The following is a 14,670-nucleotide window of genomic DNA, read 5'->3' on the forward strand; positions in this document are numbered from 1 at the left end:
CCCTACTTCCCGCCCGGGTGGAGGCGGCCCGGATGCCTCAGGTGATCTCCAGCATGCGCTCGCGCACCGCGTAGACGACGGCTTCCATGCGCGAGTGCAGCTGCAGTTTGTCCAGGATGTTGCGTACGTGGTTCTTCACGGTGTTCTCAGAGATGAACAGCTGCTTGGCGATCTCGCGGTTGTTCATGCCCTTGGCCACCAGGCGCAGGACTTCCATCTCACGCTCGGTCAGCCGGGGCACCGGGAGCTGGGGCGGCCGTTCGGTCTCCTTGCGGCTCATGTTCGCGAACTCGCTGATGAGCTTGGCCGCCATCGCCGGGTTGATTAACGACTGTCCTTCGTGCACGCCACGAACCGCCGCCGGGACGTCGTTGATCTGGACGTCCTTGAGCAGGTAGCCCGTCGCGCCGGCCTTGATGGCCTCGAAGAGGTCCTCCTCCTCGTCACTGACGGTCAGCATGATGATGCGGGTGCTCGGCACCGAGGCCTTGATGCCCTTGGTGGCCTCGATGCCGTCCTGGCGGGGCATGCGGACGTCCATCAGCGCCACGTCGGGCATGAGACGGTCGGCCAGTTCGACCGCCTCCTGCCCGTCGCTCGCTTCGCCGACCACCTCGATGTCGGGCTCCGCGGCCAGCGCGAGGGCCAGGCTCCGCCGGATCAGCTCGTGGTCGTCCACGATCAGCACGCGGATCGGCTCGCCGTCTGCGGGGCGGGCCTCGCCGGACTCCGTCACGAAGCCTCCCTGATCCGCCTCGCGACCGCTGTGCGCGCGTTTCGCTCGCTCACCTGCGCCTGACTGAGCTCGCTCACGTCTCCTCCTCGTCGGGGGGCCAGAGCCGTCGGACCGCCATGATGACACGGGTCCCGCGGTCCTCGGGTGGTCGAGAAGATCTTTCGGCCCGCGATCAGGGTTCTACGAGCCGCAACACGCCGTAGTTGTAGCCGCGCCGGTTGTAGACGACGCACGGCTGGCCGCTCTCCTTGTCACGGAACAGGTAGAAGTCGTGGCCGACCAGCTCCATCTCCAGCAGAGCCTGATCGATGGTCATGGGTTCCGCCTTGTGGAACTTCTCCCTCACGATGAGCGGCCCGTCGCCGTCCATCTCGATGGGGACGATGTCGTCGTACTGCTCGTCGTCGGGCAGCCGGTCTTCCTCGGGCTCGGGTTGCGCGGGGGCGGCAGGCTGCTGCCGCGGTGGGGCGGGCAGGTCGGGCAGCGTCGCGGTGATCTCCGCCACGGAGGGCTGGGCGTGGTTGCCGTGGTGCACCTTGCGCCGGTCGGCGAGGCGCCGGAGGCGGCCTTCCAGCTTGTCCATGGCGAGGTCGAGGGCGGCGAATCGGTCGTCGGCGGAGGCCTCGGCGCGGATGGCGGGCCCTCGCGAGTGAATGGTGAGCTCGACGCGCTCACGCTGGTCGGCGAGGCGCGGGTTGCGCTCCTTCGACACCTCCACATCGACTCGGATGAGTTTGTTGTCCAGACGCTCGATCCTGGCCAGCTTGGTCGTCACGTGGTCGCGGAACCGCTCACTCACTCCTGTGTGCCGGCCCTTGACGATGATGTCCATGCAACAGCCCCCCTTCGGTCTAACGACTGAGAAAGAGCGCCCGACGACGACGTGCTTGCCGGGCGGGGTCTTCTGTCTGCCTCTCTGTCACCGTTACCCTCTTCCGCCGACTCGTCACCGGGAACTCGGGCGGCACCCGCCCGGCCGACCTGGTCTTCGACCCCACATTCGCCTGCTGAGGATTTCGCAGCTCTGTCGCCACTACTGCCCTTCTCTCCTGACGGGGGACATCTGGACCCCCGGGAAGGCAGGACTTACCCCTAAGCCGCACCGTGATCGGTCGACAAAGAGTCGCCTTACGTGGACCGTTTTGCCTGCGGCTGGCATCGGCTAGCAGAGCCGGGACTCCCGGCTCTGCGCAACCACGGACCCGAACGGGTGCCATGTTCAGACGCTATCCGGATCGGCGGCGAATGTCAGCCGGAGGATCGGGCAAAGGATCACTTTCTGTGATTTTCGTACGGTGTTACGGGCGTGACGGATGGCCGGTTAGGGCTCCCGGCAGCCCTTGCGCGTCTGGGACATCGGGCTCCTGAGCTGCCTACCTCGCGCGGAGGGTTACGGACATGTGGCCCCCGGGGCAGGCGGCAGGCTTGGATCTTTCTTTACTGACGGTAATCGTAGTCATTCCGAAACTCTTCGGCGTGTCGCCATGTAAGGCCGGGTAGAACGGCGTGTCGCGCCGACGGTGACGGCGAGCGGCACCCGGAGCCCGGCGGCCCGCAGCGCCCTGGCGGCCTCGGCGAGGGTGGCCCCGGTGGTGACGATGTCGTCCACGAGCAGCACAGGGGCCGCTGGCGGCGTCCCGGCGGCGCGCCGGACACCCAGTGAGGCCGCGAGGTTGGCGGCCCGCTCCGTGGAGCTCAGGCCCGCCTGATCGGCCACCCGCCGGACCTGCCCGAGCCCCGGCCACAGCGTGGCGGCGACTCCGTGGGCCCGCAACTGCCGCACGACGGGCGCGGCGAGCGCCCCGACCACGTCGTGCCCCCGCCCCTTGATCGCCCGCCGCGCGCTCGGCACCGGCACCACCGTGACGGCCGCGTCGCCCGACGCGGTAAGAGCGGTGAGGGCGGTGAAGGCCAGCAGGTCCGCCAGGGCGGCACCCAGGGACGCCTCGCCGCGCTCCTTGCAGGCGACGAGCGCCGTGCGCAGCGCCCCCGTGTACGGGCCCGCCGACCAGCAGGCGGGCAGCCCGGCCGGGACGGGGTCGGGCGTGCGGCGGGCGGGGTCGGCCAGGCGGCCGAGGCAGCCCTCGCACAGCCGCGCCCCGGCGGCGCCGCACCCCAGGCACGGACGGGGCAGGACGAGATCGAGCCAGGGGCCGACCACAGGACCGAGCACAGGACCGAGCACGCCGCCATGATGCCGGGCGGCACCGACAACCGGGCCGGGGTCAGCCCAGGGCGAAGATCGGCTTCTCGACGGCGGTGGCGGGCTTGGGCGCCCAGGTCTGCTTGTCGCGCCCGTACTCCAGGATCTCGTTGCCGTCCTCGGTGGTGGCCAGGATGACGTCGCCCTGGGCGGCGAGGTGTTCGAGGGGCTTGCTGGTCGTGGGGAGCTGGAGGGTCTCGCCGTCGCCCACGTTGATCTCCTTGACGACCTGCCCGGCCTTGGTGCGCACGAGGACGAGCAGGTGCTCGCCGTCGCTCCAGGCGATGTCGCGGATCTCGTCCTCGCCCTCGGCCGAGATGAGCGTCTGGAAGTTGCTCAGCATCGCGCCCGCCCCGCCGCCGGCCAGCGCGCCGACCTGGACCTGCTTCTTGCCGACGAGCACGGCGACCCGTACGCCGTCGCGCGACATCCGCAGCGAGGTGACGTCGAGCCCCTGGAGTGCGGGGGCGGCGACGTGCTCGGGGCCGCGGCTGACGGACGGGTAGGAGCGCAGCACGCTGCCGCTCTGCTGGTCGTACGTCCACAGGGAGCCGTCGCGGTGCCAGGACGGGTCGGTCAGCTTCTCGCCGGGGATGGACTGCTGCCAGCGGCCGTCGGCGGCGTGCCGGGTGACCCAGATGCCGCCCTCGGTGGAGCGGGCGGCGACGCGGTCGCGGTCCTTGGACACGGCGAACCCGGAGTAGGTCTCCCCCGGCTGCCCGGCGGGCCCGGCGAGCGGGCGGCCCTCGCCGTCGTTGCCGAGCAGGTGGACGGCGCCCTTGCTGGTGTAGAAGACCTGCCGGTCCTCGACCGCCAGCCAGCGCTCGGGCAGGTTGGCGGGCACGATGAGCGGCCCGGTGGAGAAGAACGGCTCGCCCTCGACCTGGATCTCCAGGCTGCGGCCGTTGGCCAGGCCGTTGACGCTGAGGCTGGCCCTGAGCTGGGCCTCCAGGCCCTCGCGGAAGGTGTCGGAGGGCCGGAACGGGCCGGCCAGGTTGATGATCACGCGGTCCTCGCTGGACCTGATCGACAGCACCCGCGCCCCGGCGGGGAACTCGTTGCCGACCGCGCCCTGCAACGCGCTGGTGGGGCCCTGGATGACGCGTTCGACGACGGTCTCGGCGAAGCTCTCCGTCGCCTTGATGCGCAGCCGTACGCGGTCGGCCACGAGCCGGTCGGGCTCGTGCGTGCCGGCGGCGGTGCCGTTGAGGTAGTAGAGGTTCGTCGGCCGGTACGCGCGCCGCACGTCGGCGTCGGTGAGCAGGAGGCCCTGGGGCAGCAGGTTGACCCGGTAGTCGCCGTTGCGGTCCTTGACCAGGGTGATCGCCCGGCTGACCTTGTTGTCGTCGGCGGGGTCGACGGGCACGTACGTGTCGTCCTCGTTGATCTGAGCGATCTTGGTGCCGAGGATCGTGACGATGGTCTCCTTCTTCTCCTTGTTCTCGACGACGTCGTCGAAGCGGAAGCCGTTGTCGATCACCGTCACGGGCCCGTCGGCCTTCCAGACCCGCCTGGCCTCCTCGGTCAGGTACTTGGGCAGGATGCCGGGGTCGTCGGCATAGGCGGCCATGGCGGCCTGGAGGCCCTCGACGACCTGCTGGGCGCTCCAGCCGCGCTGGGGCTCGACGGCGACGAGGCGCTGGAAGGGCACGGTCACGGAGTCGCCACTGCCCGCCTCCTCGATGGGGAACGGCCCGCCCACGGGGATGACGGCGCAGCCCGACAGGGCCAGCACCGCGGCGGCGGCCGCGGCGCACAGCCGGTTAGCTCTCGCCATGCGCGCCCCCGTCGCCGGTCGCGGGCAGCAGCACGGGGGTCATCTGGCCCCGCCAGGTGCGGCGCATCTCGATCTCGGGCGGCACGAGCGGCAGCGGGGAGCCCTTGAGGTCGATCCCGGCGCGGCGCGGCAGCGTGAGCCGGAACTGCGAGCCCTCGCCCGGCTGTCCCCACGCCTGGAGCCAGCCGCCGTGCAGCGTGGCGTCCTCGCGGGAGATGGCCAGGCCGAGCCCGGTGCCGCCGATGGTCCTGGCCCGGGACGGGTCGGCCCGCCAGAAGCGGTCGAAGACCAGCGTGTCCTCGCCGCCCTTCAGCCCGATGCCGTGGTCGCGCACGGCGACGGCCACCGCGTCGCGGTCGGCGCCGACGGTGACGACGATGTCGCGGCCCTCTCCGTGCTCGATGGCGTTGAACAGCAGGTTGCGCAGGATGCGCTCGACCCGGCGGTTGTCGATCTCGGCCATGCACGGCTCGTTGGGCAGCCGCAGCTCGAAGCGGGTGCTGTGGCGTTCGGCGAGCGCCTCGGAGTCGGCGATGGCGCGCAGCACCACGTCGCGCAGGTCGACGGAGTCGAGGTCGAGGGTGGCGGCGCCGGCGTCGTAGCGGCTGATCTCCAGCAGGTCGGCGAGCATCGACTCGAAGCGTTCGAGCTGGGCCTGCATGAGCTCGGCCGAGCGCGAGGCCATCGGCTCGAAGTCCTCGCGGGCGTCGTACAGCAGGTCGGCGGCCATCCGGACGGTGGTCAGCGGGGTGCGCAGCTCGTGCGAGACGTCGGAGACGAACTGCCGCTGGACCTGTGAGAGCTCCTCAAGCTGGTGGATCTTGAGCGCCAGGTTGGCGGCCATCTCGTTGAACGAGGTCGCCAGCCGGGCCAGGTCGTCCTCGCCGCGCACCTTGAGCCGCTCGTCGAGCTTGCCGGCGGCCAGCCGCTCGGCGGCCTGGCGGGCCAGCCGGACCGGGCTGACGACCTGCCGGGTGACCAGGTACGCGATCGCGGCCAGCAGCAGCACCAGCCCGAAGCCGACCACGACGATGGCCAGCCGGACGTTGGACAGCATCTGCTCTTCGTCGGTGAACGGGAAGAAGTGGTAGACCTCGTAGCCGCCGTAGGCGCTGATGACGGCGCCGATGACGAGCGTCTGGCGGGGCTGGGTCTCGCCGGCGAACTGGATGCGGTCGGTGAAGCGCTGCGGAGTGTCGATGAACTTCTCCACCTGCCGCTGCAGCTTCTGGCGCAGCGCCGGGGGCACGTCGGCGGGCGTGACGTTGCCGGAGGCGCGTGACTGGCCGGGCTCGGCGACGTTGAGGATCAGCACCTCGTAGCGTTTCTTCGAGCCGTCGCCGCCGGAGCCGATGATGGCGTCCATCACCTCGTCGAGCGGGTCGGGCGGCACGGTCTTGCCGGCTTCGGCGGGCTTGGACTGGTCGTCCTCGTGCCGGCTGAGCGCGTCGGCGATGCGCAGCCGGTCGGCCGAGGCGTCGCTGGCGGCCGACTGCTGGCGGCGTTCGATCACCGAGTTGTTGATCTGGTCCGACAGGAACGTGCCGAGCACCACCACCACGATCACCGAGATGACGAGCGTGCTGGTGACGACCTGGAGCTGCAGGGAGCGGCGCCAGATCCGCCGCGCCCTGCCCGCCGCACGCCTGGCCCGCCGGCGGACTCCGCCGAGGATCTGGCGGAGTGTCCGGCGGCGCGTGCGCCTGGTCGTCGTCGGGGGCATGGCGGGGGCGTCAGGGCAGGTCAGGCGGGGCCGGCTTTGTAGCCGACGCCGCGAACCGTCACCACGATCTCGGGGTGCTCGGGGTCCTTCTCGATCTTGGCCCGGAGCCGCTGCACGTGCACGTTGACCAGCCGCGTGTCGGCGGCGTGGCGGTAGCCCCAGACCTGCTCCAGCAGGACCTCGCGGGTGAAGACCTGGCGCGGCTTGCGGGCCAGGGCGACCAGCAGGTCGAACTCCAGCGGGGTCAGGTTGATGGTCTCGTCGCCGCGCTTGACCGAGTGGCCGGCCACGTCGATGGTGATGTCGCCGATCTGGAGGATCTCCGGCGTCGGCTCGTCGGTGCGGCGCAGCCGCGCGCGGACCCGGGCCACCAGTTCCTTCGGCTTGAACGGCTTGACGATGTAGTCGTCGGCGCCGGACTCCAGGCCGAGCACGACGTCGATCGTGTCGCTCTTGGCGGTGAGCATGACGATCGGCACCCCGGACTCCGCCCTGATCCTGCGCGCGACGTCGATGCCGTCGGCGCCGGGCAGCATCAGGTCGAGCAGGACGAGGTCAGGGCGCGTGTCGCGGAACGCGTCCAGCGCCTTGTCGCCGTCGCTGACAAAGGATGGTTCGAAGCCCTCACCGCGCAACACGATGCCCAGCATCTCGGCGAGAGCGGCATCGTCGTCGACGACCAGCACGCGACCTTTCATGGCCCCTCATTCGTTCTACGCATTCTGGGACATATCAGCACGATCGCTGAAGGTTACCCTTGGTCGGCTCATGTGTGGGACATGACACCGGTTAAGGCGATGTTTCAAGCTCGCCCCCGCGACCGCAATCTCAGTCTGCGGTAACGGAGCGTCCTTCGGCCATCCCTGCGCGATATCCGTGGCACGAATCGACGCCCCGACACCACCGACCCGCCCAGCATGCCAGGATTGGGATATGTCAGACGGTCACGGTCCCACTCCCGAGACGCCCCGAGGCTGGGCCGCGGAGCAGCCCCCGCCCTACGGCGCGCCTCCGGCTTCTCCGTGGACCGCCCCCGGACAGCAACAGATCCCTCCGCCTCCCGGCACCCCGTTCCCGCCGCCTCCCCAAGGTTACGGTCAGGCGCCCTACGCCCCTTACGGGCCCCACCCGCAGGCGATGCGCCCCGGCATCATCCCGCTGCGCCCGCTGCGCCTGGGCGACCTCTACGACGGCACGATCAAGCTGATCAGGTCCAACCCCAAGGCGGTGCTCGGCCTGTCGGCGATCGGCGCGCTGGTGGGCTCGGTGCCGCTGGCCGTGGGCCAGGCGATCATGCTCGAGAGCATGGGCGCGGCCATCCAGGACCCGCGGTCGGTGACCGACCCCGCCGACATCACCGGCGGCTTCGTCGGCCAGTACGGCGGCACGATCGTCTCCTACCTGGTCAGCTTCATCGTCGTCACCGTGCTGACCGGCGTGCTCACCCGCATCCTCGGCCGGGCCGTCTTCGGCGGCAAGATGACCGCCGGAGAGGCCTGGCAGGCGACCAGGAGCCGGATGCCCGCCCTGTTCGGCGTGGTCGGCCTGATGACCCTGATCATGCTCGCGCCGCTGGCGCTGATCGTGCTCCTGGTCGTGGCGCTCGTCGCCGGCGGCTTCGGCGGCACGCCCGAGTCGGCCGGCGGCCTCATCCTGCTCTTCCTGCTGCTGCTCCTGCTCTACCTCGGCTACGCGCTGTTCTTCCGCACCCGCTTCGCCTTCGCGCCGGCCGCCGTGGTGCTGGAGGGCCGGGGCCCGGTCGAGGCGATGCGGCGCTCGTGGGGCCTGGTGACCGGCGACTTCTGGCGGGTCTTCGGCATCCTGCTGCTCACCTCGTTCGTGGTCGGCATGGTGGCGACGGTGCTCAACATCCCGTTCACCCTGGTCGGCACCGTGCTCGGCATGCTCGGCGGCGGCGGGGTGTGGACCGTCGTGGCCGCCGCCGTGCTGATCGCCGTCGGCGCCACCGTCGGCGCCATGATCACCTACCCGTTCGAGGCGGGCGTGGCCGGCCTGCTCTACGCCGACCGGCGGATGCGCGCCGAGGCGTTCGACCTCGTGCTGCAGACGGCCGCGATCGAGCAGCAGCGCCAGGGCTGGGTGCACGACTCCGCCGACGACCTCTGGCACCCGTCCCACTCCGCCAGGCCGTGAGCCCGGTCGGCCGGGAGGAGGCCGCCGGGGAGGCGGCGCGCGAGCTCCTCGATCCGCAGTACGCCGACGAGCCGCTGCTCGACCGGCTCTACCGCTACTTCACGCAGTTCGTCGGCGACCTGATGGACGCGGCAGCGGGCGGCGGCTCGGCCGGCGGCGTCATCGCGGCCGTGCTGATCGGCCTGATCCTGGTCGCGGTGGCCGCGCTGGTCGCCTACCACCTGCGCCGCACCAGCAGGCGCAACGCGCAGGCCCCCGGCGCGCTGTTCGGCGAACGGGCGCTCACCGCCGCCGAGCACCGCACGGCCGCGGAGCGGCTGGCCGCCGAGGGCGAGTGGACCGCCGCCATCCAGGAGCGCCTGCGCGCCATCGCCCGTGACCTGGAGGAGCGGGCGCTGGTCGACGGCATGCCCGGCCGCACGGCCGACGAGCTCGCGGCCGAGGCCGGCCGGGCCATGCCCGCCTTCGCCGGCGAGCTGGCCGCGGCGGCGCGTTCCTTCGACGACGTCACCTACGGCGGCGTCCCGGGCGTCCGGGAGACCTACGACACGATGACCAGCCTCGACGAGCGGCTGCGCGCCGCCCGCCCGGTGCCGCTGGGCGGCCTGTCATGACCGCGCAGGCGGTGGAGTCGCGCCCCACCACGCCCACCGCGAAGGCCCGGTGGCGCGGCGGGCGCTGGATCGCGCTGCTCGGGGCGCTCATCGTGCTCGTCGCCGCCGGCACCGTCCTGCTCGGCCCCGAGCAGGAGGCCGCCCGGCCGCTCGACCCCGCCGACACGTCGCTGCAGGGCTCCAAGGCCCTGGCCGAGCTGCTGCGCCGGCGCGGCGTCACCGTCGACCGGGTCGACTCCGTCGAGGCCGCCGCAGCCCTGGGCGGCGACCGCACGCTGGTCGTCACCGACCGCCTGCGCACGTCCCCGGACGACCTCGCCGCCATCCGGGGCGACCGCCTGATCGTCGGCGACCCGTTCGGGGCGGCGGAGATGGCCGGCGTGAACCCGGTCGGCGCGGCCAGGCAGCGCTCGCGCGAGCCCGAGTGCTCGCTGCCGGCCGCCGTGGCCGCGGGCAGCGTCCACCTCGGCGGCATCGCCTACTCCGCCCCGCGCGGCACCACCGGCTGCTACCCGGCGGGCGACGGCTGGACGCTGATCAGCTTCCCCAACGGCAGCGGCACCACCACGGTCGTCGGCAGCGGCGAGTTCATGACCAACCAGCGCCTGGCCGAGGACGGCAACGCCGCCTTGGCGCTCAACCTGCTCGCCACCGGCAAGCCCGTCACCTGGCTGGTCCCCCCGGACGACCCCGGCACGGGCGACCTGGCCGGGCCCGAGGGCGACTCGGTGTACGACCTGATGCCGCCGAGCATCCCGTGGGCCGTGCTGATGGCCTGCCTCACGGTGCTGGTGGTGGCGTTCTGGCGGGGCAGGCGGCTCGGCCCGGTCGTGACCGAGCGGCTGCCCGTGGTGGTGCGCGCGTCGGAGACGGTCGAGGGCCGCGGGCGCCTCTACCGCGCCAGGCGGGCCAGGGCCAGGGCCGCCGACTCGCTGCGTGCGGGCACGATCGACCGGCTGACGCCCCGGCTCGGGCTGGCCTCGGGGGCCGGGCCGCAGGAGGTCGTCGCCGCGCTGGCCGTACGGACCGGGCTGGACGCGCGGGAGGTCGGCGGCGCGCTGTACGGGCCGCCGCCCACCGGCGACGCGGAGCTGGTCGCGCTGGCCGGATACTTGGATTCCATCGAAAGGAAGGTCCGTGAACTTTGAGGAGACCGCCCGCGTGACCGGTTCCGCGGACTCGGCCAGGGAGGCGCTGGGGGCGCTGCGCGCCGAGGTGTCCAAGGCCGTGGTCGGGCAGGACGCGGTGGTGACCGGGATGGTCATCGCGCTGCTGTGCCGGGGGCACGTGCTGCTGGAAGGCGTGCCGGGCGTGGCCAAGACGCTCATGGTGCGCACGCTGTCTGCGGCGCTGTCGCTGGACTTCAAGCGGGTGCAGTTCACGCCGGACCTGATGCCGGGCGACGTGACCGGTTCGCTGATCTACGACACGAAGACGGCGGAGTTCGAGTTCCGCGAGGGGCCGGTGTTCACGAACCTGCTGCTCGCCGACGAGATCAACCGCACGCCGCCCAAGACGCAGGCGGCGCTGCTGGAGGCGATGGAGGAGCGCCAGGTGAGCGTGGAGGGCACGGCCCGGCTGCTGCCCGACCCGTTCGTGGTGTGCGCGACGCAGAACCCGGTCGAGTACGAGGGCACCTACCAGCTTCCCGAGGCGCAGCTCGACCGGTTCCTGGTGAAGCTGACGGTGCCGCTGCCGCCGCGCGAGCAGGAGATCGCGGTGCTGGAGCGGCACGCGCTCGGCTTCGACCCGCGCGACCTGTCGCACGTCAAGCCGGTGGCGACGGCGGCCGACCTGGCGGCGGGCCGCGAGGCGGTCTCGGCCGTGCACGTGGCGCCCGAGGTGCTCGGCTACATCGTCGACGTGGCCCGCGCCACCCGTAACTCGCCGTCGCTGCAGCTCGGCGTCTCGCCGCGTGGCGCGACCGCGCTGCTGGCGGCCTCGCGGGCGTGGGCGTGGCTGTCGGGGCGCGCGTACGTGACGCCCGACGACGTCAAGGCGCTGGCCAGGCCCGCGCTGCGGCACCGCGTGCAGCTCCGGCCCGAGGCCGAGCTGGAGGGCGCGACCGCCGACGGCCTGCTCGACGGCATCCTGGCGTCGGTGCCGGTCCCGCGCTGATGGCTCTCACGGGGCGCGCCGGCCTGCTCGCGGCGCTCGGGATCGTGGCGGTGCTGCTGGCGCCGTCGCCGGGGCCCGCCGTGGCCGGGGTGTGCCTGCTGCTGGCCGCCGCGATCGTCGCGGACCTGGCGCTGGCGGGCGCGGTGCGTCCGCTGCGCCTGCACCGTTCGGGCGAGCGGCTGGTACGGCTGGGCGCGCGGGCCACGGTCGAGCTGGTCGTGGAGAACCCGGGCCGCAGGCGGGTGCGCGGCGTGCTGCGTGACGCCTGGCCGCCCTCCGCCGGGGCGACGCCGCGCGTGCTCAAGCTGGACGTGCCGCCGGGCGAGCGGCGCAGGCTCGTCGTGACGCTCGACCCGGCCAGGCGCGGTGACCGCGAGTCGGTCTCGGTGACCGTGCGCTCGCTCGGCCCGCTCGGGCTGGCCGCCCGGCAGGCCAGTCACAGCTCGCCCTGGTCGGTGCGGGTGCTGCCGCCGTTCCTGTCGCGCAAGCACCTGCCGTCGCGCCTGGCCAGGCTGCGCGAGCTCGACGGCCGGCACCCGGCGCTGGTGCGCGGGCAGGGCACCGAGTTCGACTCGCTGCGCGAGTACGTGGTGGGCGACGACGTGCGCTCGATCGACTGGCGGGCCACCGCGCGCCGCCACGACGTGGTCGTGCGCACCTGGCGTCCCGAACGCGACCGCCGCGTGCTGATCGTGCTCGACACCGGCCGCACCTCTGCCGGCCGCGTGGGCGAGGCGCCGATCCCGCTGGCCGGAGCCGCCACCGAGGGCGGCGGCCTGCTGGCGCGGCCCGACCCGCGCCCGGTGCCCGGCTGGCCGCGCCTCGACTGGTCGATGGACGCCGCGCTGCTCCTGGCCGCGCTCGCCGCCCGGGCCGGTGACCAGGTGGACTTCCTGGCCTACGACCGGGCGGTGCGCTCCTGGGTGACCGGCGCGTCCCGCACCGAGCTGCTGTCGTCGCTGGTCAACGCGATGGCGCCGATCGAGGCCGAGCTCATCGAGGCCGACTCGCAGGGCATGGTGGCCGCGATCCTGGCGCGGGCCAAGCGCCGCTGCCTGGTGGTGCTGCTCACCGACCTCAACTCGGCCGCGCTGGACGAGGGGCTGATGCCGGTGCTGCCGCAGCTCTCCTCGCGCCACCTGGTGCTGGTGGCCGGCGTCTCCGACCCACTGGTCGCCGCCATGGCCGGCCGGCGCGGCACCGCCGAGGAGGCGTACGACGCGGCGGCGGCCGAGCGCGCCCTGCTCGAACGGCGCCGCATCACGGCCCGGCTGCGCCGCCACGGCGTCGAGGTGGTCGACGCGCTGCCCGACGACATCGCCCCGGCCCTGGCCGACCACTACCTCGCGCTGAAGGCCGCCGGACGCCTGTAGGAGGAGGTCAGGCGCTCGGGGCCACGTCCGGGGCCCGTTCGAGGTCGCCCGTCTCGCCCTCGCGGGCCGCCCGCCTGCCGAAGAAGATCACGTACGCGAGGAAGACGAGCTCGGCGAGCACCCCGATGCCCACGCGGGCGGCGGTCGGCAGCCCGGACGGGGTGACGAACGCCTCGATCAGCCCCGACACGAACAGCACCGCCACCAGGCCGAGCGCCACCGCCATCACGGCGCGGCCCTGCTCGGCCATGACCTCGGCCCGCCTGCGGTGGCCCGGGTCGATGACGGCCCAGCCCAGCCGCATGCCGGCCGCCGCCGCGAGGAACACCGCGGTCAGCTCCAGCAGGCCGTGCGGGGTGATCAGGCCGAAGAAGATGTCCAGCTTGTCGCGCGAGGCCATGAGGCCGCCGGAGATCGCGACGTTGGCCGCGTTCTGGAACAGCACCAGCGGGATCGGGATGCCGAGGAAGATCGCGTACACGATGACCTGGAGCGACACCCACGCGTTGTTGATCCACACGCGGCTGGCGAACGACGCGGCCGGGTGCTCCGAGTAGTAGTCGGCGAAGTCGTGCTCGACGAGCTGCGTGATCTCATCCGGGGAGGCGATCGCGGCCTGCACGTCGGGGTTGGCCGCCACCCAGGCGCCGATCACCCACGAGACCGCCAGGAACGCCAGCGACGTGCCCAGCCACCACCAGCGCGTCCGGTAGGCGACCACCGGGAACGACACGGTGAAGAAGCGGACCAGCTCCCGCCAGGCCGGGGTGCGGGTGCCCGTGACGGCCGAGCGCGCCCGCGCCACCAGCGCCGACAGCCGCCCGGCCAGCATCGCGTCGGGCGTGGACGAGCGGACGATCGACAGGTGGGTCGACACCCGCTGGTAGAGGTCCACCAGTTCGTCGACCTCCGCCCCTGTCAGCGAGGAGCGGCGCTTGATCAGCTGATCGAGCCGCTCCCAGACCGGGCGGTGCGCGGTGACGAAGGCGTCGATGTCCACCCGACCATTGTGGCTGGTCTGTCGGCTGCCCATTGCCGTTAGGCTCCACATATGTCGGAGGTTGTGACCGGTGACGCCGTCGTCCTCGAAGTGCGGGTGGCGCAGATGCCCTCGCGGTTCCTGGCGCTGCTCATCGACATGCTCGTCCAGGTCACCGTGCTGGTCGTCGCGTTCGTGCTGCTGGAGGCGTTCGCGATCGTCTCCGACCCGGCGATGTTCGGCGCCGTGGCGATCGCGATGCTGGTGCTGGTCCTGGTCGGCTATCCGGTGATCTTCGAGACCGTCAGCCGGGGCCGCAGCCTGGGCAAGCTGGCGCTCGGGCTGCGCGTGGTGAGCGACGACGGCAGCCCCGAGCGGTTCCGGCAGGCGCTGTTCCGCGGGCTGGCGGGCGTGATGGAGTTCTGGATGTTCTCCGGCGCCCCGGCGCTGATCACCTCGCTGATCTCGCAGCGGGGCAAGCGGCTGGGCGACCTGTTCGCGGGCACCATCGTGATCTCCGAGCGCGGGCCGCGTGACGCGAGCCAGGCCATCGTCATGCCGCCGCCGCTGGCCGCGTGGGCGGCCTCCCTGGAGCTGTCGCAGCTTCCCGTGGAGGTGGCCGCCGCCGCCCGGCAGTACCTGATGCGCTGGCACGAGCTGTCGCCGCAGGTGCAGCACGAGATGGGGGTGCGGATCGCGACCCAGACGGCCGCGTACGTCTCACCGGCGGCGCCGGCGGGCGTCCCGCCGCACGCCTACCTCAGCGCCGTCCTGGCCGAGCGCCGCCGCCGCGACCAGGCCCGGCTCGCCCAGCGTCTCGGCCCCCAGAGCCCGCCGGTCCCGGCATGGCAGCCCGGTACGGCCCCGTACGCGCCGTTCCCGCCCGCCGGGCCCCCGGCCCCTCCGACGGGCCCGCCCGCGCCCTACCCACCCCCAGCGGGCGCCGGAGAGCCGTCCGGGAGCACCCCGGGCGGGTTCGTCCCGCCCCAATAG

The 14,670-nt window shown here is 72.7% G+C and carries 13 protein-coding genes; 6 read left to right on the forward strand and 7 right to left on the reverse strand.

Annotated elements, in window-relative coordinates:
- Positions 1–37: 37 nt before the first annotated feature.
- From KME80_RS02070 to mtrA, 6 genes are all read right to left on the reverse strand, one after another.
- Positions 38–736 (reverse strand): response regulator, encoded by a 699-nt coding sequence (locus tag KME80_RS02070; protein WP_219499605.1) that lies wholly within the window; start codon positions 734–736, stop codon positions 38–40.
- A 172-nt stretch (positions 737–908) separates the two neighbouring features.
- The gene (hpf, locus tag KME80_RS02075) at positions 909–1,568 is read right to left on the reverse strand and encodes a ribosome hibernation-promoting factor, HPF/YfiA family (protein WP_219499608.1); all 660 of its coding nucleotides are present in this window, start codon (positions 1,566–1,568) and stop codon (positions 909–911) included.
- A 624-nt stretch (positions 1,569–2,192) separates the two neighbouring features.
- A complete protein-coding gene (locus KME80_RS52555; protein ID WP_219499610.1) occupies positions 2,193–2,921 on the reverse strand; it encodes a ComF family protein in 729 nt (242 codons plus the stop codon).
- Positions 2,922–2,961: 40 nt separating this feature from the next.
- Positions 2,962–4,716, reverse strand: coding sequence for an LpqB family beta-propeller domain-containing protein (locus KME80_RS02085; RefSeq protein ID WP_219499613.1), 1,755 nt, complete (start codon positions 4,714–4,716; stop codon positions 2,962–2,964).
- Positions 4,703–6,439, reverse strand: coding sequence for an MtrAB system histidine kinase MtrB (mtrB, locus tag KME80_RS02090; RefSeq protein WP_219499615.1), 1,737 nt, complete (start codon positions 6,437–6,439; stop codon positions 4,703–4,705). Before mtrB ends, KME80_RS02085 begins: the two co-directional genes overlap by 14 nt.
- Positions 6,440–6,459: 20 nt before the next feature.
- A complete protein-coding gene (gene mtrA / locus KME80_RS02095) occupies positions 6,460–7,137 on the reverse strand; it encodes an MtrAB system response regulator MtrA (RefSeq protein WP_090763607.1) in 678 nt (225 codons plus the stop codon).
- Positions 7,138–7,576: 439 nt separating this feature from the next.
- Between mtrA and KME80_RS02100 the strand changes: the two genes are divergently transcribed.
- Genes KME80_RS02100 through KME80_RS02120 form a run of 5 tightly spaced genes read left to right on the forward strand, consistent with a single transcriptional unit; the run spans position 7,577 to position 12,698 of the window.
- Positions 7,577–8,593 carry a DUF7847 domain-containing protein gene (locus KME80_RS02100; RefSeq protein WP_219499616.1) on the forward strand — a complete coding sequence of 339 codons (1,017 nt, stop codon included), beginning with the start codon at positions 7,577–7,579 and terminating at the stop codon, positions 8,591–8,593.
- Complete coding sequence (locus tag KME80_RS51615; protein WP_219499618.1) at positions 8,590–9,207, forward strand: DUF4129 domain-containing protein; 618 nt, start codon at positions 8,590–8,592, stop codon at positions 9,205–9,207. Before KME80_RS02100 ends, KME80_RS51615 begins: the two co-directional genes overlap by 4 nt.
- Positions 9,204–10,355 (forward strand): DUF4350 domain-containing protein, encoded by a 1,152-nt coding sequence (locus tag KME80_RS02110; RefSeq protein WP_219499620.1) that lies wholly within the window; start codon positions 9,204–9,206, stop codon positions 10,353–10,355. Before KME80_RS51615 ends, KME80_RS02110 begins: the two co-directional genes overlap by 4 nt.
- Complete coding sequence (locus KME80_RS02115) at positions 10,345–11,325, forward strand: AAA family ATPase (RefSeq protein ID WP_219499622.1); 981 nt, start codon at positions 10,345–10,347, stop codon at positions 11,323–11,325. The genes KME80_RS02110 and KME80_RS02115 overlap by 11 nt, the downstream gene beginning before the upstream one ends.
- Entirely contained in the window at positions 11,325–12,698 is a 1,374-nt protein-coding gene (locus tag KME80_RS02120; protein WP_219499625.1) for a DUF58 domain-containing protein, read from the forward strand. The genes KME80_RS02115 and KME80_RS02120 overlap by 1 nt, the downstream gene beginning before the upstream one ends.
- Before the next feature lie 7 nt (positions 12,699–12,705).
- Here KME80_RS02120 and KME80_RS02125 read toward each other — a convergent pair whose 3' ends face one another.
- A complete protein-coding gene (locus KME80_RS02125) occupies positions 12,706–13,698 on the reverse strand; it encodes a stage II sporulation protein M (RefSeq protein WP_219499627.1) in 993 nt (330 codons plus the stop codon).
- A 51-nt stretch (positions 13,699–13,749) separates the two neighbouring features.
- Here KME80_RS02125 and KME80_RS51620 point away from each other — a divergent pair, with 51 nt between their 5' ends.
- A complete protein-coding gene (locus KME80_RS51620) occupies positions 13,750–14,670 on the forward strand; it encodes an RDD family protein (RefSeq protein WP_219499629.1) in 921 nt (306 codons plus the stop codon).

It is taken from the genome of Nonomuraea ceibae, assembly GCF_019396325.1.
GTDB lineage: Bacteria > Actinomycetota > Actinomycetes > Streptosporangiales > Streptosporangiaceae > Nonomuraea > Nonomuraea ceibae.